General features: G+C 69.5%; 18 protein-coding genes and 1 pseudogene. 13 read left to right on the top strand and 6 right to left on the bottom strand.

The window, feature by feature from the left end; translation table 11 throughout:
• Positions 1-74: 74 nt before the first annotated feature.
• Positions 75-1247, bottom strand: coding sequence for a Gfo/Idh/MocA family protein (locus tag CXQ92_RS08450; protein ID WP_258069821.1), 1173 nt, complete (start codon positions 1245-1247; stop codon positions 75-77).
• 85 nt (positions 1248-1332) lie between these two features.
• Positions 1333-2376 carry a substrate-binding domain-containing protein gene (locus CXQ92_RS08445; protein ID WP_104167187.1) on the bottom strand — a complete coding sequence of 348 codons (1044 nt, stop codon included), beginning with the start codon at positions 2374-2376 and terminating at the stop codon, positions 1333-1335.
• A gap of 152 nt (positions 2377-2528) precedes the next feature.
• Here CXQ92_RS08445 and CXQ92_RS08440 point away from each other — a divergent pair, with 152 nt between their 5' ends.
• The 5 genes from CXQ92_RS08440 to CXQ92_RS08420 all read left to right on the top strand — a co-directional run bounded on the left by CXQ92_RS08440 (position 2529) and on the right by CXQ92_RS08420 (position 8049).
• On the top strand, positions 2529-4049 hold the full coding sequence (locus CXQ92_RS08440) for a sugar ABC transporter ATP-binding protein (protein ID WP_104167185.1): 1521 nt from the start codon (positions 2529-2531) through the stop codon (positions 4047-4049).
• Between the two features lie 86 nt (positions 4050-4135).
• Positions 4136-5107: an ABC transporter permease gene (locus tag CXQ92_RS08435; RefSeq protein ID WP_258069914.1), complete on the top strand. Its 972-nt coding sequence runs from the start codon at positions 4136-4138 to the stop codon at positions 5105-5107.
• A 54-nt stretch (positions 5108-5161) separates the two neighbouring features.
• Positions 5162-6370, top strand: a complete 1209-nt coding sequence (locus tag CXQ92_RS08430) for an ROK family transcriptional regulator (protein WP_104167181.1) — start codon at positions 5162-5164, stop codon at positions 6368-6370.
• 66 nt (positions 6371-6436) lie between these two features.
• Entirely contained in the window at positions 6437-7009 is a 573-nt protein-coding gene (gene pyrE / locus CXQ92_RS08425; protein ID WP_104167179.1) for an orotate phosphoribosyltransferase, read from the top strand.
• 11 nt (positions 7010-7020) lie between these two features.
• A complete protein-coding gene (locus CXQ92_RS08420; protein ID WP_258069820.1) occupies positions 7021-8049 on the top strand; it encodes a thioesterase domain-containing protein in 1029 nt (342 codons plus the stop codon).
• A gap of 7 nt (positions 8050-8056) precedes the next feature.
• Here the strand turns inward: CXQ92_RS08420 and CXQ92_RS08415 are convergent, their stop codons facing one another.
• Positions 8057-8836, bottom strand: a complete 780-nt coding sequence (locus CXQ92_RS08415) for an HAD-IIA family hydrolase (protein ID WP_104167177.1) — start codon at positions 8834-8836, stop codon at positions 8057-8059.
• 87 nt (positions 8837-8923) lie between these two features.
• Between CXQ92_RS08415 and CXQ92_RS08410 the strand changes: the two genes are divergently transcribed.
• The 5 genes and pseudogenes from CXQ92_RS08410 to CXQ92_RS18855 all read left to right on the top strand — a co-directional run bounded on the left by CXQ92_RS08410 (position 8924) and on the right by CXQ92_RS18855 (position 12440).
• A complete protein-coding gene (locus CXQ92_RS08410) occupies positions 8924-9583 on the top strand; it encodes a TrmH family RNA methyltransferase (RefSeq protein ID WP_104168160.1) in 660 nt (219 codons plus the stop codon).
• Between the two features lie 103 nt (positions 9584-9686).
• Positions 9687-10706 carry a class II fructose-bisphosphate aldolase gene (fbaA, locus tag CXQ92_RS08405; protein ID WP_104167175.1) on the top strand — a complete coding sequence of 340 codons (1020 nt, stop codon included), beginning with the start codon at positions 9687-9689 and terminating at the stop codon, positions 10704-10706.
• A 4-nt stretch (positions 10707-10710) separates the two neighbouring features.
• Entirely contained in the window at positions 10711-11130 is a 420-nt protein-coding gene (locus CXQ92_RS08400; RefSeq protein ID WP_104122407.1) for a DUF3151 domain-containing protein, read from the top strand.
• Between the two features lie 197 nt (positions 11131-11327).
• Positions 11328-11537 carry a helix-turn-helix domain-containing protein gene (locus CXQ92_RS08395; protein ID WP_104168159.1) on the top strand — a complete coding sequence of 70 codons (210 nt, stop codon included), beginning with the start codon at positions 11328-11330 and terminating at the stop codon, positions 11535-11537.
• Positions 11538-11685: 148 nt separating this feature from the next.
• Positions 11686-12440 (top strand): annotated as a pseudogene (locus tag CXQ92_RS18855) (oxygenase MpaB family protein).
• Between the two features lie 10 nt (positions 12441-12450).
• Here the strand turns inward: CXQ92_RS18855 and CXQ92_RS08380 are convergent.
• Positions 12451-13053, bottom strand: a complete 603-nt coding sequence (locus CXQ92_RS08380; RefSeq protein WP_104167171.1) for a hypothetical protein — start codon at positions 13051-13053, stop codon at positions 12451-12453.
• Positions 13054-13301: 248 nt separating this feature from the next.
• Here CXQ92_RS08380 and CXQ92_RS08375 point away from each other — a divergent pair, with 248 nt between their 5' ends.
• On the top strand, positions 13302-14588 hold the full coding sequence (locus tag CXQ92_RS08375) for an adenylosuccinate synthase (protein ID WP_104167169.1): 1287 nt from the start codon (positions 13302-13304) through the stop codon (positions 14586-14588).
• 77 nt (positions 14589-14665) lie between these two features.
• Here the strand turns inward: CXQ92_RS08375 and CXQ92_RS08370 are convergent, their stop codons facing one another.
• Positions 14666-15451 carry a SurA N-terminal domain-containing protein gene (locus CXQ92_RS08370; RefSeq protein ID WP_104167167.1) on the bottom strand — a complete coding sequence of 262 codons (786 nt, stop codon included), beginning with the start codon at positions 15449-15451 and terminating at the stop codon, positions 14666-14668.
• Between the two features lie 94 nt (positions 15452-15545).
• The gene (locus CXQ92_RS08365) at positions 15546-16052 is read right to left on the bottom strand and encodes a DUF427 domain-containing protein (protein ID WP_181033598.1); all 507 of its coding nucleotides are present in this window, start codon (positions 16050-16052) and stop codon (positions 15546-15548) included.
• Between the two features lie 79 nt (positions 16053-16131).
• Between CXQ92_RS08365 and CXQ92_RS08360 the strand changes: the two genes are divergently transcribed.
• Positions 16132-16938: a carbon-nitrogen hydrolase family protein gene (locus tag CXQ92_RS08360; RefSeq protein WP_104167163.1), complete on the top strand. Its 807-nt coding sequence runs from the start codon at positions 16132-16134 to the stop codon at positions 16936-16938.
• The gene (locus CXQ92_RS08355; RefSeq protein ID WP_258069819.1) at positions 16922-18019 is read left to right on the top strand and encodes a LacI family DNA-binding transcriptional regulator; all 1098 of its coding nucleotides are present in this window, start codon (positions 16922-16924) and stop codon (positions 18017-18019) included. Before CXQ92_RS08360 ends, CXQ92_RS08355 begins: the two co-directional genes overlap by 17 nt.
• The last annotated feature ends 95 nt before the right edge of the window (positions 18020-18114 follow it).

Below are 18114 nucleotides of genomic sequence, written 5' to 3'. Positions count from 1 at the left end.
GGTGGGGTGGCCGGTCTGCAGTTCTCGGGCCCGGCGGCGCGCCCTGCGAACGGGCGCGCGGCCGGGCGGCGGGGCTAGATCGTCTTGGTCCAGATGCTGTCCGCGGCGGCGCTGCGCTCGACGCCGTCGAGTACCTTCTGGACCTGCAGGCCGTCGGCGAAGGAGGGCTCGGGCTGGCGTTCTTCCATGACGGCTTCGACGAAGTCCTTCGCCTGATGCACGAAGCCGTGTTCGTAGCCGAGGGAATGGCCGGGCGGCCACCACGCGGACAGGTAGGGGTGGGCGGGTTCGGTCACCATGATGTCGGTGAAGCCCCGGCGGGTGTCCGGGGCCGTCGCATCGTAGAAGCCGAGGGAGTTCATCTTCTCGAGATCGAAGGAGACCGCCCCCGCGGAACCCGACACCTCGACGCGGAGCGCGTTCTTGCGACCGGTGGACATGCGGGTCGCCTCGAAGGAACCGATGGCCCCGCCGTCGAAACGGCTGGTGAACAGGGAGACATCGTCCACCGTCACGAGGCCCCTCTCCTGGGTGGCGGTACCCGCCAGCCCGGCCGCTTCTCCGAGCAGGGGGCGCTCGTGGACGAAGGTGTTCAGCAATCCACTCACGCCGGTCACTCTCTGGCCGGTGATGAACTGGGCGAGATCGACCGCGTGGGCGCCGAGGTCGCCGAGCGCACCGGATCCGGCGAGGTCCTTCTGCAGGCGCCAGGTCAAGGGTGCGTCGGAATCGACGAGCCAGTCCTGCAGGTAGGTTGCCCGGACCTGGCGCACCTCGCCGATGGCCCCGGACAGGACGAGGTCACGGGCGAGAGCGGCCGCAGGGACACGGCGGTAGGTGAAGCCGACCATTGCGAAGACGTCCTTGCCGGCGCGTCCAGCCGCCTCGGCCATCGCGACGGCCTCGTCGAGGGTATTGGCCAGCGGCTTCTCGCACAGGACGTGCTTGCCCGCTTCCAGCGCAGCGATGGCGATCTCGGCGTGCGAACCCCCGGGCGTGACGATGTCGACGACGTCGATGTCGTCGCGGTCCACTGCGGCCCGCCAGTCGGTCGCGGTGTCCTGCCAGCCCCACTTCCGGGCTGCGGCCTCGACCCCGGTCGAGTTACGCCCCACGAGCAGGGCCATCTCCGGTCGTGCGGGCAGATCGAAGAACCGCGGTGCAACCCGCCATCCTTGGGAGTGGGCGGCGCCCATGAAGCCATGGCCGACCATGGCGATCTTCAGGGGTGGTACGTCGTTGGGCATGTTTCCTCTTGTTCCGGCGGCAGTGGGGGAAGACTGGCGGATCCGTGGGTGCCGCGTCCACGACGGGCACCCACCTCCGTCCCTGCTAGGACTCGAAAGCCGACGGCAGGTACTGATCGACGTTGTCTGCGGTCACGACCGGCGCATTCAGGACGATGCGCGTGGGAACCTCCACCTCGACGAGGTCGCTCATGGCCTTGTCTTGGACGATGAGGCGAGCGAGCCGGATGCCGTCGGCCGCCTGGGTCGACGGGTAGATGACCGTCGCCTTGAGGACGCTTTCGCCGGACTCGATCTCACGCATGGCATTGGCCGACCCGGCCCCGCCGACCATGAAGAACTCGTCGCGTCCCGCATTGTCGATGGCGGCCAGGACGCCGACGCCCTGGTCGTCGTCGTGGTTCCACACGGCGTCGATCTCGGGGGCGGCCGACAGGAGCTGGGACGTCGCTGCCTCGCCGCCCTGAACGGTGAAGTCGGCAGCGACCCGATTATCGACGTCGAGTCCGCACGTCTCCAGCGCATCGGCGAAGCCACGGCTCCGGTCCTGGGTCAGCGGCAGGGAATCGATGCCGGCGATCTCGGCCACGACCGCGCTCTCGTCACCGGCGAGTTCCTCGCAGATGTAGTTGCCGGCGCTGACGCCCATCCCGTAGTTGTCACCCAGGACGGTGGCGCGCGCCGCGGCGGGGCTGGAGAATTCGCGGTCCACATTGATGACCGGGATGCCGGCCTCCATGGCCTGGATGGCGACGGGTGTCAGGGCCGCGCCGTCGGTGGGCAGCAGGACGATGGCGTCGACCCGGTCGTTGATGAACTGCTCGACCTGGCTGATCTGGAGGTTCGCGTCGTTGGTGCCCTCCGCGACGCGGAGGTCGATATCGCCGTACTTCTCCGCCTCCGCAGTGGCGGCGGAGTTGATGGCACCGAGCCAGCCGTGGTCGGCTGCCGGCCCGGAGAAGCCGATGACGACGGTGTCCCCCTCGGCCTGATTGCCCTCGACGGAAGCGTTGGTCGGCTGGGCGTTGGAGTTCTCCGCTTCCGGTGTACACCCGGTAGCGAGGGCTCCGACAGCAAGAAAGGCACCGACGGTAACGAGCGTTTTCCGGCCCGTTCGAACTGTAAGCATGGGATCTCCTCATTGAGTTGGTGCGTCTCCGCGTGGTGCAGCATGCTCTTCTCGTGCCAGCTACGGTGCGTGACATGAGTCACAGTAACAGAAGTGACCGGAAAATCGACGGCTTTATATCGAACAACGACATAATGTGTTACGTTCGTCACATGTTCGAGGATGATCATGCAGAGCCGTTGCTCGAGGTGCGCGGAATCACCAAGCAGTTCGCCGGTGTGCAGGCGCTGAAGGGGGTCGACCTGCACGTCGTCCCGGGGGAAGTCCACTGCGTCATGGGGCAGAACGGCGCCGGGAAATCGACGCTCATCAAGACGCTCTCCGGCGTCCATCAGCCCGACAGCGGAACCATCCGCTGGGAGGGCAGGGAGATCACGATCAGCAGCCCCACGGCTGCCCTCGATCTCGGCATCGCGACCATGTACCAGGAGCTCGACGTCGTCGACGGGCTGTCCGTGGCCGAGAACATCTTCCTCGGACATGAGCGCTCGACGGGTGGTGTGCTCCACGTGAAGAAATCCAACGCCGTGGCCCGTACGCTCCTCGAGCGGCTCGGACACGGCAAGCTGTCGCCGACGACCGAGGTGGGCTCGCTCTCCGCGGCCAACAAGCAGATCGTCAGCATGGCCCGCGCGTTGTCGCGGGACACCAAGCTCATCATCATGGATGAGCCGAGCGCCATCCTCGACTCGGGAGAAGTCTCCAACCTCTTCCGGGTGGTGCGTGAACTCACGGCGCAGGGCATCGCGGTCGTGTACATCTCCCACCGGCTCGAAGAGATCCGACAGATCGGCGACCGGATCTCGGTGATCAAGGACGGCCGCAGTACGGCCAGCGGATTGAGTGCGATGGACACCCCGAAGGCGGAGATCATCCGGCTCATGACGGGCAGGGACATCGAGAACGTCTTCCCGGAGCGCACGCCCATACCCGCTGATTCCCCCGTCGTCCTCCAGGTCGAGGATCTGGAGCTGTACGGGCACTTCGAGAAGGTGAACTTCACCGTTCGAGCGGGGGAGATCCTCGGCTTCGCCGGGCTCGTGGGGTCAAAGCGGTCCGAGATCCTGGAGACCATCTACGGGGCGCGGAAGGCATCCTCCGGAACGGTCTCGGTCCATGGCAGTCCCCTCAGGGCGGGATCCGTCAGCTCTGCCGTCGATGCGGGGATCGGCCTCTCCCCGGAGGAGCGCAAGGCCCAGGGGCTCATCCTCGACGAACCGATCTTCAAGAACGTGACCCTCTCGACCTTCGAACGGTTCGCCCGTGCCGGGTACCTCGACGAGCGGGCCGAACGTGACGCCGCCCGGCAGCAGATCGCCGCGCTCGAGCTTCGTCCGGCTGACCCGGACCGTGCGGCCAGGACCCTTTCCGGCGGGAACCAGCAGAAGATCCTGCTGGCCCGCTGGCTGGTCCACGGCACCCCCGTGCTGTTGCTGGACGAACCCACGCGCGGCGTCGACGTCGGCGCGCGGTCGGAGATCTACGCGCTCATCCGTCGACTCGCTGCGGACGGCACGGCCATCATCGTGGTCTCGAGCGAGATCGAGGAGGTCCTCGGCCTCGCCGACACCGTGCTCGTGATCGACGACGGCAGGGTACTCACTCAATCCATAGCAAGCGATCTCGACGAGCACGCCGTGCTCGATCTCGTCATGAAGGGAAGTGCCGCGTGAGCGAGCAGAACACGAAGGAGGCGGCACAGCGTCCTGCAGCGGCAGACGACGGCGGTGCGCCCAAGGGAAGCGCCGTCCGGAACTTCCTGCGGGGCTCTGCGGGCCGGAATCTGGGGCTGGTCATCGCGCTCGCACTGCTCCTGGTCGTAGGGGCGGTCACCAGCGGGGAGCGGTTCCTCAACGTCGAGAACATGCTCACGATCCTCCGCTACGCCTCGATCATCGGTGTGGTGAGCATCGGCGTCACCTTCGTCATCACGGCGGGCGGCATCGACCTCTCCGTCGGTTCGGTCCTCGGCCTGACGACGGTGGTCGCCAGTCTCACCAGCGTGCAACTGGCAGCGACCCAGTCGTCCTGGATCCTCATCGTGCTCGTGGCGCTCGCAGTCGGAGCCGGCGCCGGACTGATCAACGGAGTGATCATCGCCTACGGGAATGTGGTCGCCTTCATCGCCACCCTCGCCATGCTCGTCGGCGCGCGCGGTCTTGCGGAACTCATCTCCGGCCGCAGCACCCAGATCGTCAGCAACCGCGAATTCCTGCAGGTCATGCGCTCTGATTTCCTGGGGGTCCCCACCCTCATCTGGATCTTCGTCGTTGTCGCTGCCGCCGGATGGTTCCTCCTGAACCGCACCACGTTCGGCCGCCGGACCGTTGCCATCGGCGGAAACCTCGAGGCATCGCGACTGGCAGGCATCAAGGTGAAGCGGCACCTCGTCTACCTGTACGTCCTGACCGGCCTCACGGCGGGCATCGGCGGCATCATGTTCCTCGGTCGCACCACGGCCGGTACCTCCACCCATGGGCTGCTCCTCGAACTGGACGTGATCGCCGCCGTCGTCGTCGGTGGAACCCTGCTCGTCGGCGGGCGCGGCACCATCATGGGTACCGTCCTCGGCGTGCTGATCTTCAGCACCCTGACCAACGTGTTCACCCAGAACAACCTGGACACCTCCGTGCAGGCGCTGGCCAGGGGCCTGATCCTCGTCATCGCAGTCCTGCTGCAGCAGCGCTTCGCCGCTCGCGATGTCCGTGGAGCGAAGCCGGTCAAGGTGTGACCGGGTCCCCGAGGGCGGGCCATTCTTCCGTCGACTACATGCTGTAATTGATCGATGAGCGACATAACCAGCTTCGGGGGCCTTGCGGCGTCGGGCGCGAGCGAACTCTTCCAGGTCCTGCGCGACGGGCGTCCCCGGACGCGGACCGAGCTCGCGGACCTGCTGGGTCTGGCTCGGTCGACGGTGACGCTGCGGATCGAGGCCCTCAGGGAACTGGGTCTCGTGGGTTTCGTGGACGAAGTGGTCTCCACCGGAGGGCGGCCTTCATCGAGGATCGCCCTGAAGTCCGGCAGCAAAGTGGTGCTCGGTGTCGATATCGGGGCATCCCACCTCAGGGTCGCGGTCACCGATCTCACGGGCCACGGACTTCACCGCTCGACGCGAGCCATCGAGATCACCCGGGGTCCGGCGGCGGTGCTGAGCGCGGTCGTCGAACTCGGGACCGAGCTTCTGCGGGAATCCGGCCGCTCGGCGACCGACCTGCTGGCCATCGGGGTCGGGGTGCCGGGCCCCGTGGAGCACCGGACCGGCAGGCCGATCAACCCACCGATCATGCCGGGCTGGAACGGGTACGACGTCCCCGGCCACCTGGAGGGACACTTCAATGTTCCCGTCCTGGTGGACAACGACGTCAACATCATGGCCCTCGGCGAGCGGAATGCCGCCTGGCAGCACGTGGACGATCTCATCTTCGTCAAGGTGGCGACCGGGATCGGCGCGGGGATCGTATCGAGTGGACGGCTGCAGCGAGGCGCGGACGGCGTCGCCGGCGACATCGGCCACATCCGCGTCCACAGCGGCGCCCAGACGCCCTGCCGCTGCGGCAACTTCGACTGCCTGGAAGCTGTTGCGTCGGGACCGGCCGTCGCCGCCAAGCTCCGCACTCGCGGGCTCGACGCGAGTAACGGCGAGGACGTGGTCCGGCTGGTCGAATCGGGCAACAGGGATGCCATTCACGCCGTACGCCAGGCGGGCCGTGACGTGGGCGAGGTGCTCTCCGCCTGCATCAGCCTCGTCAATCCCTCGGTGATCGTCATCGGCGGCTCCATGGCGCTGACCGGAGAGCACTTCATCGCCGGTATCCGTGAGGTGGTGTACTCGCGGACCATCCCGCTCGCCACCCAGCATCTCCAAATCGCTCAGTCCAGTTCGGGGCTCGACGCCGGGGTTCTCGGCGCCAGCATCCTGGCGATCCATCACGCGATGTCTCCCCAGCGAATCGACGCGATGGTCCTGGGTCTGACCGAATCGGTGGCCGGCTAGGCGCCTTCCGCGCGGCGCGGGCTCCTGCCGACCGGCGGGATCGTCCGGCGTCGATAGACTTGGCCCATGACCGCCGAGACCACCCCGACCGCCGACCGCTCCCGCCTCCTGGAGCTCATCAGGGAACTCGCCGTGGTCCACGAGCGCGTCACGCTCTCGAGCGGGGTCGAGGCCGACTACTACATCGACCTCCGCCGTATCACGCTGCACCATGAGGCCTCCGTGCTCGTGGGCCGGGTCATGCTGCAGCTGCTCGACGACGCCGGCATCGCGTTCGAGGCGGCCGGCGGCCTGACGATGGGCGCCGATCCGGTCGGCACCGCCGTGATGCACGCCGCCGCCCGGGCGGGCCGCCCGATCGACGCCTTCGTGGTCCGCAAGACCCAGAAGACCCACGGGATGGCCCGGCAGGTGGAGGGGCCCGACGTGTCCGGTCGCCCCGTCGTCGTGCTCGAGGACACCTCGACCACCGGCGGATCCGCCCTCACCGCAGTGGAAGGCGTCCGCCGGGCGAAGGGCGACGTGCGCGCCGTCGCCGTGATCGTGGACCGTGACACCGGGTCGAAGGAGCGCATCGAGTCCGAGGCCGGGGTTCCGTACCTCTTCGCCTTCGGCAAGGACGAGCTGGGTCTCGCCTGACCGGGACGCCCGTGCACGAGCACGATCCGGTGATCCACGAGCAGGACGACGACGGCAGGGCGCTCCGGCAGGCGCGTGATTTCCGTGAGTCCTCGCGCCGCTCCTTCCTCATCGGATCCGCCGCGGCCACCGTGGTGGCGGCCGACCTCGTCGCCACGCGCGTCATCCAGTCCCAGCGGGACCAGACGCGCATCCTCCCGCTCGACGACGAGGACGCCCGGGCGCGCTTCCCCAACGACCGCTGGGTGCTGTTCCCCGGCTACAAGACGAGCTGGGAGGAGGGGCTCTGGATCCTCAACTCGCTGCGCCCGGCCCTGTCCCGGCGGGCGCAGATGGCCGTCATGGGCTACTCCAACCGCGGCCTGGACATCAACAACGTCGTGGCCACCATGAACCGCTACGTGGACAACTTCCGGCTCGAGAAGCTCTACTTCTACGGCCACAGCTTCGGGGGCATGGTGGCGGTGGAGGTCGCGGCGCGTCTGCGTGACCGCGGCATCCCGGTGGAGCTGATCTTCCTCGACTCGTCGCCGTCCAGCCGCTACGACGTCCGCGACGCCCGCATGTTCGACGGCGTCGTGCGCCTCTACGAGGCCGGGGTGCGCGTGCCGATCAGCCTGCGCGGCACGTACGAGCTCGGGGAGCGGATCGTCCACAAGAACGAGCGCACCTGGAGCCAGATCGTGAACCAGACGCTCGAGCAGCTCTCACCGCTCGCACCCAGCAGCGAGCTGATCCAGACCGAGTCCTCGTACATCTACCACTTCGACGTCTCGCGGTTCCGGCTCTCCCTCGGCGACACGAAGGTGGTCTTCGCCGGCAACCCGAAGGACGGCGTCGTCGACTACACGACGGCCCGCGCCGGCTGGGCGCGCTCGCTGCCGGACAACGTGGTCTCGGTCGACCACCGGACGGACGGCGCCCTCCCCGCGCACGCCAGCCCGCAGTGGAACCCCGTGATCTACCAGGACGTCCTCTCGGCCGTGCAGCGCGAGTACGTGCCGGTGCCGCGGGGCGGCGGCTGGAAGAGCTTCTTCTGAGCCGGGACTAGACCTGGTCGATCAGGTCGGCCACCGAGCTGCAGATCTGCGCCGGCCGGAAGGGGTAGGCGTCGATGTCCGCCGGCTGGGTGATGCCGCTGAGCACCAGGACCGTGTGCAGTCCCGCCTCCATGCCGGCGATGATGTCGGTGTCCATGCGGTCGCCGATCATCGCCGTCGTCTCGGAGTGGGCGTCGATCCGGTTCATCGCGGAGCGGAACATCATCGGGTTGGGCTTGCCCACGATGTACGGGTCGCGGCTCGTCGCGGCCGTGATCATGGCCGCGATGGCGCCCGTCGCAGGCAGCGGGCCCTCCTTCGACGGGCCGGTGACGTCCGGGTTGGTGGCGATGAACCGCGCGCCGTCGAGGATGAGGCGGACGGCCTTGGTGATCGCCTCGAACGAGTAGGTGCGGGTCTCGCCGAGCACCACGTAGTCGGGATTCGTGTCGGTGAGGACGAAGCCGGCCTCGTGCAGCGCCGTCGTCAGCCCCGCCTCGCCGATCACGTAGGCACGCCCGCCCGGTAGCTGGTCCCGCAGGAACTGGGCCGTCGCCAGCGCCGACGTCCACAGGTTCTCCTCCGGGATCTCGAGCCCGGACGCCTTGAGGCGCGCGGCGAGGTCACGCGGCGTGTAGATCGAGTTGTTCGTCAGGACGAGGAAGCGCCTCGAGGTGGCCACCCACCGTTCGATCAACTCGGCCGCGCCGGGGATGGCCTGGTTCTCGTGCACCAGGACGCCGTCCATGTCCGTGAGCCAGCACTCGATGTGTTCGTTCTCGCGCATGGGACTTCCTTTCCAGGGTGTACGGGGAGCTGCCGCTGCCAGTCTCCCACCTCCGGTGCCGTCTACGCTTGAACGGTGAATGAACCCCTGCCGGAGACTCCCGACCGCATCGACGATCCTGCGCACGAGACCCCCGGCCCGGCCGTCGGCGTGGGCCCGTGGGAGGGCGCGGCGCCCGACGGCGACCACTGGGACCGCGACCTGCTGGCCGCCGGCGACACCCGCAACGTCGTCGACGCCTACCGGTACTGGACCCACGAGGCGATCGTGGCGGACCTCGACGAGCGGCGGCACGGCTTCCACGTGGCCATCGAGAACTGGCAGCACGACCTCAACATCGGCTCCGTGGTGCGGACCGCGAACGCCTTCCTCGCCCGGGAGGTCCACATCATCGGACGACGCCGGTGGAACCGGCGCGGCGCGATGGTCACCGACCGCTACCAGCACGTCCGCCACCACCCCACGGTCGCGGATTTCACAGCCTGGGCGGCGTCCGAGGGGCTGGCCGTGATCGGCATCGACAACTTCCCGGACTCCGTGCCCCTGGAGACCTACGATCTCCCCGAGAAGTGCGTGCTCGTGTTCGGGCAGGAGGGCCCGGGCCTCACCCCCGAGGTCCACGAGGCGGCCGAGGCGACCCTCTCGATCGCCCAGTTCGGGTCCACCCGGTCCATCAACGCGTCAGCGGCCGCCGCGATCGCCATGCACGGCTGGGTGCGCCGTCACGTGTTCGGCCAGCCCGTCTGACCTGACGTCGTCCGTGGCGTCATCCTGCCTGCGGCCGCAGCGCCCGGCAGGTCCGCTCGCTAGGATGAGGCGAAGCACTCACCACCACGAAGGAGTCCTCAGCATGCCTATTGCAACCCCTGACGTCTACGCCGAGATGATCGACCGCGCCAAGACGGGCGGCTTCGCGTTCCCGGCCGTGAACGTGACCTCCTCGCAGACCCTCAACGCAGCGATGCGCGGTTTCGCCGAGGCGGGTTCCGACGGCATCGTGCAGGTCTCCACGGGCGGTGCGGCGTACTGGTCCGGCGCGAGCGTCAAGGACATGGTCGCCGGTTCGCTCGGCTTCGCCGCCTTCGCCAAGGAGGTCGCCAGGAACTACGACGTCAACATCGCCCTCCACACCGACCACTGCCCGAAGGACAAGCTCGACGACTTCGTGCTGCCCCTGCTCGCCGCGTCCGAGGAGGCCGTGAAGAACGGCCGCGACCCCGTCTTCAACTCGCACATGTGGGACGGCTCGGCGGAGACCCTCGAGGAGAACCTCAGGATCGCCCGCGAGATCCTGCCCCGCGCCGCGGCCGCGAAGATCATCCTCGAGGTCGAGATCGGCACCGTCGGCGGGGAGGAGGACGGCGTCGAGAACGCCATCAACGACAAGCTCTACACCACGGTCGAGGACGCCCTCGCGACCATCGACGCCCTCGGCGCCGGGGAGCACGGCCGCTACATCACCGCCCTGACCTTCGGGAACGTGCACGGCGTGTACAAGCCCGGCGGCGTGAAGCTGCGCCCCGAGATCCTCAAGGAGATCCAGGACAAGGTGGGCCAGAAGCTCGGCAAGGACAAGCCGTTCGACCTCGTCTTCCACGGCGGCTCCGGCTCCTCGGACCAGGAGATCGCTGACGCCGTCTCCTACGGCGTCATCAAGATGAACATCGACACGGACACCCAGTACGCGTTCACGCGTCCGGTCGCTGACCACATGCTCCGCAACTACGACGGCGTCCTGAAGGTCGACGGCGAGGTCGGTAACAAGAAGACCTACGACCCCCGCGTCTGGGGTGCCGCGGCCGAGGCGGGCCTCGCCGCGCGCGTCGTCGAAGCCGCCGCCGCCCTCGGCTCGGCCGGCAAGAAGCTCTAGCGCCATGTCGGACGAGTTCCGCAAGAACCTGTTGGGCCCGGAGCCCACCCTCCTGCCCGAGGAGCCCGACGTCGTCGGACGCCTCGCCGCGGGCGACGAGGCCGTGGACCTGGCCGCCGCGCACCCGACGTCGTCGCTGGTGTGGGCCATCCTCGCCGACGAGGCGTACGCGGAGGGGCGGACCATCGAGTCCTACGCCTACGCGCGCACCGGCTACCACCGCGGCCTCGACGCGCTCCGGCGCAGCGGCTGGCGCGGGGCGGGGCCCATCCCGTACTCGCACGAGCCGAACCGGGGCTTCCTCCGGGCCCTCTTCGCCCTGGGCAGGGCCGCCGCCTCCATCGGCGAGATCGAGGAGGCCGAGCGGATCGCGGTGTTCCTCAGGGAATCGGACCCGGAGGCCAGCGCGCAGCTCGCCGGCTGACACCCCGGACGGGATGGCTCGGAAGACGGGCTCCGCTGCGGCGGGCCCGTCTTCTCCGCCGTCCCGGGCCGGCAGGCAGCGTAGCCCTACTCGGACCCGCGAGCTATAAACGAGTAGTGCTGATCCTTGTGCCGCTGTTACCAACGCGACCACTGTTAAAAGCTCCACGGAACGTGGTGAGGCGGACGGGAGCAGTGGTGAGCATGGCTACGAATGTGAGTACCAGTGAGCTGTACACGGTGGCGGAGGTCGCTGCCATGATGCGGGTGTCGAAGATGACCGTCTACCGCCTGGTGCAGGCCGGGACGATCCACAGCATCAGGTTCGGGCGTTCCTACCGGGTACCGCAGAGTGCGGTGCGGGAGTACATCGCCTCGACGAACTCCGGGTCCGACTACTCCATTTGATCCGCTCCATCGGGTTCGCGGCGGACGGACCGGAGTGAGGGGCCCGGCCCGGTTCTTCCCTCCCGCGCCCGCTCCCGGGATTGCCGGAGACGCAGGTCTCTTCGACCCGGGCTCGACGGTGTGGCGCCTCGCGCGCGAGCGGCTGATCATGGCGGGCGGGCCGGCGGCGCTCCTGCTGCAGGTGGCGCACCCGCTGGTCGGCGAGGGCGTGCGGGCCCACAGCGACTTCGCCACCGATCCCCTCCGGCGACTGCGTGGAACGCTCGACGCCGTCCTCGCGGTGACGTTCGGGGATCGGGCGCAGGTCCGCGCGGCCGCCGGACATGTGGCGCGGAAGCACCGCCCGGTCACGGGGACGTTGCCCCGACCCAGTGCGTCGGTGCCCGCCGGAACCCCCTACAGCGCCACCGACCCCGGGCTGGCCCTCTGGGTGTTCGCGACGCTCGTCTGGACGGCGCTCCAGGTCACGGACCGCTTCCTGCGCCCGACGTCGGCGGAGGAACGCGACGCCTATTACCGGGACATGAGGCAGCTGCCCCCCTCTTCGGGGTGACGGACGCCGTGCTGCCACAGGACTACCGCGGCCTCGAACGCTACGTCGCCGAGCAGTTCCGGGGAACGCTCGACGCCGGTCCCACGGCGCGCCTGATCGCCCGCCGGATCCTCGCGCCGGACCCGCCGATCATCCCGCGGCCGCTCCGCCCGCTGCCCGCCATCCTGGCGGCGGGCATCCTGCCCGCGCGGCTGCGGGAGCAGTACGGTCTCCCGTGGCGGCGTCGTGAGCGGCTGGTGTTCGCCGTCCTCCGGCGCACCACCCGGCTGGTGGTGCCTCTGCTCCCCGGGAGGGCACGCTACTGGCCGCACTACCGGGTGGCACGGGATCGGATGCGCCCGGAGCGCTGAACCGGACCGGTCACCCCTCGGGCCGGCGGATCGTCGTCGTCACCGTCACCACCTGGGGGCGGGGTGGCGCCGAGCTGAAGCCGAACCGGACGGGCGGGCTCAGGGTGGTCAGGGCGCCGAGGTCCGCGCCGTTCCAGGTCGCGGTCGCGGCGCGGACGGCCCGCGCCGAGGTGGCGCCGTAGTACTCGGTGCGGCCCTGCCCCGCGGAGCCCGCCGTTGCGACGCCCTTCACGAGCAGCGAGGCCACCGGGTTGATCAGCGCCAGCCACCGCGGGTGCGTGGCCAGGCGCCGTGGGACCAGGCCGAGGAGCCGCCCGAGCAGTGTCACGCCGCCGAGCTCGGCGTGGACCCGCAGGTCCCCGGCCTCGACGACGAGCCGGCCGCCCGCGAGGGCCGAGGAGATGGGGATGATCACGACGTCGTCGAACGTGTACGTCGCACCGACGTAGTCCGCGATCGCGGCGGTGGGCGCGAGCAGCGTCCGCCGGCCCGCAGCGTCCTCCATCATGACGTCGGTGAAGGAGCCGAAGGGCGAGGTGTCCCACCGGCCGACCACGAGGCGCGTCCCCGAGGTGGTGCCGATACCGGCGATGTGTCCTTCGAAGCGGTCCATGCCCCCATTGTGCCCGCGTGTGCCCGCGTGGGTCCGGGACGTCCCGACGGCACCGGGAGGGGCAGCCGCAACGGAACCGCAACCATCACGGACGAGGCTTTTGCGGCGTTCCCCGGGCCCCTCGGCTAAACTCGGACGGTAAGAGCCCCAGTGGCCGCACCCTGCGTGCGACCGGTTGGGGCGTTCTGATGCACGGCGTACTTTCCGCGGTCGCGCGGGGGGACCCGTACCGAATGGGGGAGGATCCCATGCCAGCAATCGTCATCGTCGGAGCCCAGTGGGGCGACGAGGGTAAGGGCAAGGCCACCGACCTGCTGGGTGGCCGGGTCGACTACGTCGTGAAGCCGAACGGCGGCAACAACGCCGGGCACACCGTGGTCGTCAACGGCGAGAAGTACGAGCTGAAGCTCCTTCCCGCCGGCATCCTCAGCCCGAACGCCGTGCCGATCATCGGCAACGGCTGCGTCATCAACCTCGAGGCGCTCTTCGAGGAGATCGACGGGCTCGAGGCCCGCGGCGCGGACACCTCGAAGCTGCGTGTCTCCGCCAACGCCCACCTCGTGGCGCCCTACCACCAGGTCCTCGACAAGGTCACCGAGCGCTTCCTCGGCAAGCGTGCGATCGGCACCACGGGCCGCGGCATCGGCCCGGCCTACATGGACAAGGTGGCCCGTCTGGGCCTCCGCGTCCAGGACGTCTTCGACGAGTCGATCCTGCGGCAGAAGGTCGAGGGCTCCCTCAAGCAGAAGAACGAACTGCTGGTCAAGGTCTACAACCGCCGCGACGTCGAGGTGGAGGAGGTCGTCTCCTACTTCCTGTCCTTCGCCGAACGGCTGCGGCCCCTCGTCATCGACTCCACGTTCGTGCTCAACGAGGCGCTCGACGCCGGCAAGGTGGTCCTCATGGAGGGCGGCCAGGCGACCTTCCTCGACGTGGACCACGGCACCTACCCGTTCGTGACGTCGTCGAACCCCACCGCCGGCGGCGCGTCCGTCGGCTCGGGCATCGGCCCCACGCGCATCTCCCGCTCGATCGGCATCATCAAGGCGTACACCACCCGTGTGGGCGCGGGCCCCTTCCCCACGGAACTCTTCGACGAGATGGGCCTGTACCTCCAGAAGACGGGCGGCGAGTTCGGCGTCAACACCGGCCGGCCGCGCCGGTGCGGCTGGTACGACGCCGTCCTGGCGCGCCACGCCTCGCGCGTCAACGGCTTCACGGACTACTTCGTGACGAAGCTCGATGTCCTCACGGGGATCGAGAGCATCCCGGTGTGCGTCGCGTACGACGTCGACGGCGTGCGGCACGACGAGATGCCCATGACGCAGACCGAGTTCCACCACGCCAAGCCGGTCTTCGAGTACTTCGACGGCTGGACCGAGGACATCACGGGCGCCCGGACCATCGAGGACCTGCCCGACAACGCGCAGAACTACGTGCGGGCCCTCGAGAAGCTCTCCGGCACCCGGTTCTCGGCCATCGGCGTCGGTCCGGACCGGGACCAGACCATCGTGGTCAACGACCTCATCAACTAGGCGGTCGACCACGCGACAGCGGCCCCCTTCGTCCTGCGAAGGGGGCCGCCGTCGTCCGGGCTCGTGCCGGTCCGGGGTTACAGGTTGACGGTGATGTCCGCGCCCTCGCGCAGCTGCGCGATGAGGGCCTGGGCGGCCTCGGACGTCTTGCCGCCCTTGAGCTGCTCCTCGATCTCGCCCCGCACCTCGTCGATCGGGGGCAGCGGCGTCGCGGTGGCACCGCTGGCCTCCTGCTGGGCTGCTGCGGCGTCGTAGGCGTCCTGGACCTCCTGGTCGCTGGGCGTCGTGTCGCCGGCCTCCTCGGCGAGCAGCGCGTCGAGCTTCACCTGGTCGGTGAGCTGGGAGTCGAACTCGGCGTCGTCGAGCCCCTGCTCGGAGAAAGCGGCACGCAGCTCCTCCTCGGAGCCCAGTCCGCTGGTCTCCAGCAGGTTCTCGATCGCGGCGGCCCGGGCCTCGGGCGTGGCCTCGATGCCGCGTTCGTCCGCCTCCTGGCGCAGCAGCTCGGTGCTCACGAGATTGTCCGCGACGGTCGTCTTCAGCAGGTCCTGGTCCACGTCCTGGCCGCCGGCCTGCGCCTGGGCGGCCGCCTGCGGGAACTGGCCCTCGTAGGCCGCGGTGAACTCCTCCCGCGTGATCTCGGTGCCATTGACCACCGCGACGACATCGGGGAGACCCTCGAGGTCCGGCTCCGGCTGGGCGGCGTCCCCGGCGGCGGCCGACTCGTCCGGTGCGGGCGCCGTGCTCGATGCCGCTGCGCCCTCGGGCTCGTCACCCGCGGCACCGCAGCCACCGAGGACCGCGATGGAGCCGACGAACGCGGCTGCGATCAGGCGCCGGCCCAGGATTGTTCCCTTGATGGTCATGCTGAGCCTGTCCTTGCGTCGCGTGCGATGGTCAGCCTGCGACGATAGCGGTGCCACCTGAACGTCCGCTGGACGTGCCCTCCGAGCCGGGCTGCTACCAGCCCCAGGTCCCCGCGCCGCCCTTGAACGGGCCGACGATCGCCGAGGTGATCCAGCCGCCGTAGAAATCGCCCTCCTGGGCCTGCACCCGCTCGCCGTCCACGGTGCACTCGTCCATCCGCGAGGGGTAGAGCGCCGCGCGCGTGGCCAGGTCCTCGTACCCGCGCACCGGAGCGGGGTAGGTCCAGGCGCCGCGCGGGCTGCGGGCGGTCCCGGCGACGACGTCGAAATAGCTCGCGGCACCCTTGAACTCGCAGTGCGTGGTGCCGTCGACGGGCACCAGGACCCCGGGTGCGAACGCATCGATCGGAAGGTAGTAGACCGGCGGATGGCTCGTCTCCAGGACCCGGACGGCGTTGTCCGTGCTGATGACGAGCCGGCCGCCGAACCGCACGTCGATCCTCGCCGTCGTCGGCTCCACCCGCGGCGGCCTCGGGTAGTCCCACACGGATTCCTGGCCGGGGCCGGGTTGCACACGCTGTCTCGTCACCGGGTTCCTCATGGGACGAAGGCTACTCCGGCGCGCTGGACGGGGTCTGTACGCTGGACGGGAGGTGTCATCCACACGTGAGGGCGGGAACATGTTGGTCAGCGTTGGTCAGTTCAGGCCCGGCGGGGACGCCGCGGCGAATCTCGCCGTGATGCGGGACCTCGCGGGGGAGGCCGCCGCCGAGGGCTCGGAACTCATCGTCTTCCCCGAGGAGTCCATGTTCACGGTCGGCCGGGTGGAGGGCTCCCTCCGGCAGGCCGTCGAGGCCACCTGGACCTCCTTCGTCCAGCAGCTGTCGTTCATCGCAGCCGCGCATTCCATCGCCGTCGTCGCCGGGGGCTACGAGCCCAGCGGCGAGGAGAGGCCCTTCAACACGCTTGTCCTCGTGGACGGGACCGGCCGGATCATGGACACGTACCGGAAGCTGCACCTCTACGACGCCTTCAGCTACCAGGAGTCCACGCGCATCAAACCGGGCGACGGCGGCATCACGGTGGCCCGGCTGGGCGGCCTCGGGGTGGGGCTCATGACCTGCTACGACCTCCGGTTCCCCGAGCAGGCGCGGGCGCTCGCCGACGCCGGGGCGGACCTCATCTGCGTGCCGGCCGCGTGGTTCAGGGGTGAGCACAAGATCGAGCACTGGGAGACCCTGCTGAAGGCGCGGGCCATCGAGAACACCGTGTGGGTGGCGGCGGCCGGGACCTCCAGCAGCCATACGATCGGCCACTCCGCCATGATCGACCCCATGGGGGTGCCGCAGGCGCACCTCGGGGACGAGGAGCGCGGCGTGGTCACCACCGAGGTGACACGGCGCAGGGTCGACGACGTCCGCGAGTTCCTGCCCGTCCTGCGGAACAGGCGCTTCGCGCGGAACGAGTCCATTGTCGACGCCCACTGACGCGGAGTCCTCCCGTCCGGCCGAGCCGTCCCGCCTCGCGGAGGGGGTGCGGCCCCCGGAGGGACGTGCCGCCAACATCCGGGACGTGGCCCGGCGGGCAGGGGTCTCGCACCAGACCGTGTCCCGGGTGATCAACGGCCATCCGAGCCTCCGCCCGGAGACGCGTGACCGCGTCCTGGTCGCCATGGACGAGCTAAGCTTCCGGCCCAACCGTGCGGCCCGCGCGCTCGTGACCAGCCGGTCCACCACCATCGGCGTGCTCGTCGGCAAGGGCTTCGAGTACGGGCCCGCGGCGAGCCTGCAGGCCATCGACAGCGCAGCACGCCGCGCCGGGTACGCCGTGGACGTCGCGCACCTCGACGAGGTCGACGGCGGTTCGATCCGCTCGGCCCTGGACCGGTTGCTGGCCCACGGCGTGGACGGGCTCATCATCCTGGCGCCGCAGGCGCAGACGCTCGAGGAGATCGAGCGGCTGTCCATCACCCTGCCCTTCGTGACGGTGCACTCCGCCCGGGCCCACGACGACCACCGGCTGTCCGTGGACCAGTCCGGCGGGGCCGTCCTCGCGACCCGCCACCTGCTCGAGCTGGGCCATCGGCGCATCGCGCACGTGGCCGGTCCGGAGGGCTGGTTCGAGACGGACGCCCGCATCCGCGGGTACCGCGGTGAGATGGAGGCGTGGGGCCTGGCACCCGAGCCCCTCCTCTCCGGGACGTGGACGGCGGACTCCGGGTACCGGGCCGGGCTCGCACTGATCCAGGACCCCGGGATCACTGCTGTCTTCTCCTCGAACGACCAGATGGCGCTCGGCCTGATGCACGCCTTCCGCGAGCACGGGTTGCGGGTGCCCGAGGACATCAGCGTGGTGGGCTTCGACGACGTCCCCGAGGCCGCCCACTACTGGCCCCCGCTCACCACGGTGCGGCAGGACTTCCCGGAACTCGGCCGGCGTTGCGTCGCACGGCTGCTCGGGCTGATCGGCGCGCCGGCATCTGCTGCCGTCACCGCACCGGTGGGATCGACCGCCGATGTGCGTCCCGAGTTCATCCTGCGCGAGTCCACGGCCCGCCTCCCGGGCTGACGCTTCTGCGCCCCGGGCCTCCCCACGCATTGACACAGCCCGCGGGCAGGGCACACACTGGTGACCGCGGATGTGAACGGTCACATTAACCGGAT

It is taken from the genome of Arthrobacter sp. SX1312 (assembly GCF_002929295.1).
Lineage (GTDB): Bacteria > Actinomycetota > Actinomycetes > Actinomycetales > Micrococcaceae > Arthrobacter_D.
The sequence above is the reverse complement of the archived record's forward strand: the minus strand, read 5'-3'. Positions and strand labels throughout refer to the sequence as shown.

Coding starts and splice junctions, on each gene's coding strand:
- CXQ92_RS08450 (WP_258069821.1), bottom strand. CDS start 1,247: ATGCCCAACGACGTACCACCCCTGAAGATCGCCATGGTCGGCCATGGC.
- CXQ92_RS08445 (WP_104167187.1), bottom strand. CDS start 2,376: ATGCTTACAGTTCGAACGGGCCGGAAAACGCTCGTTACCGTCGGTGCC.
- CXQ92_RS08440 (WP_104167185.1), top strand. CDS start 2,529: ATGTTCGAGGATGATCATGCAGAGCCGTTGCTCGAGGTGCGCGGAATC.
- CXQ92_RS08430 (WP_104167181.1), top strand. CDS start 5,162: ATGAGCGACATAACCAGCTTCGGGGGCCTTGCGGCGTCGGGCGCGAGC.
- pyrE (WP_104167179.1), top strand. CDS start 6,437: ATGACCGCCGAGACCACCCCGACCGCCGACCGCTCCCGCCTCCTGGAG.
- CXQ92_RS08415 (WP_104167177.1), bottom strand. CDS start 8,836: ATGCGCGAGAACGAACACATCGAGTGCTGGCTCACGGACATGGACGGC.
- fbaA (WP_104167175.1), top strand. CDS start 9,687: ATGCCTATTGCAACCCCTGACGTCTACGCCGAGATGATCGACCGCGCC.
- CXQ92_RS08400 (WP_104122407.1), top strand. CDS start 10,711: ATGTCGGACGAGTTCCGCAAGAACCTGTTGGGCCCGGAGCCCACCCTC.
- CXQ92_RS08380 (WP_104167171.1), bottom strand. CDS start 13,053: ATGGACCGCTTCGAAGGACACATCGCCGGTATCGGCACCACCTCGGGG.
- CXQ92_RS08375 (WP_104167169.1), top strand. CDS start 13,302: ATGCCAGCAATCGTCATCGTCGGAGCCCAGTGGGGCGACGAGGGTAAG.
- CXQ92_RS08370 (WP_104167167.1), bottom strand. CDS start 15,451: ATGACCATCAAGGGAACAATCCTGGGCCGGCGCCTGATCGCAGCCGCG.
- CXQ92_RS08365 (WP_181033598.1), bottom strand. CDS start 16,052: ATGAGGAACCCGGTGACGAGACAGCGTGTGCAACCCGGCCCCGGCCAG.
- CXQ92_RS08360 (WP_104167163.1), top strand. CDS start 16,132: ATGTTGGTCAGCGTTGGTCAGTTCAGGCCCGGCGGGGACGCCGCGGCG.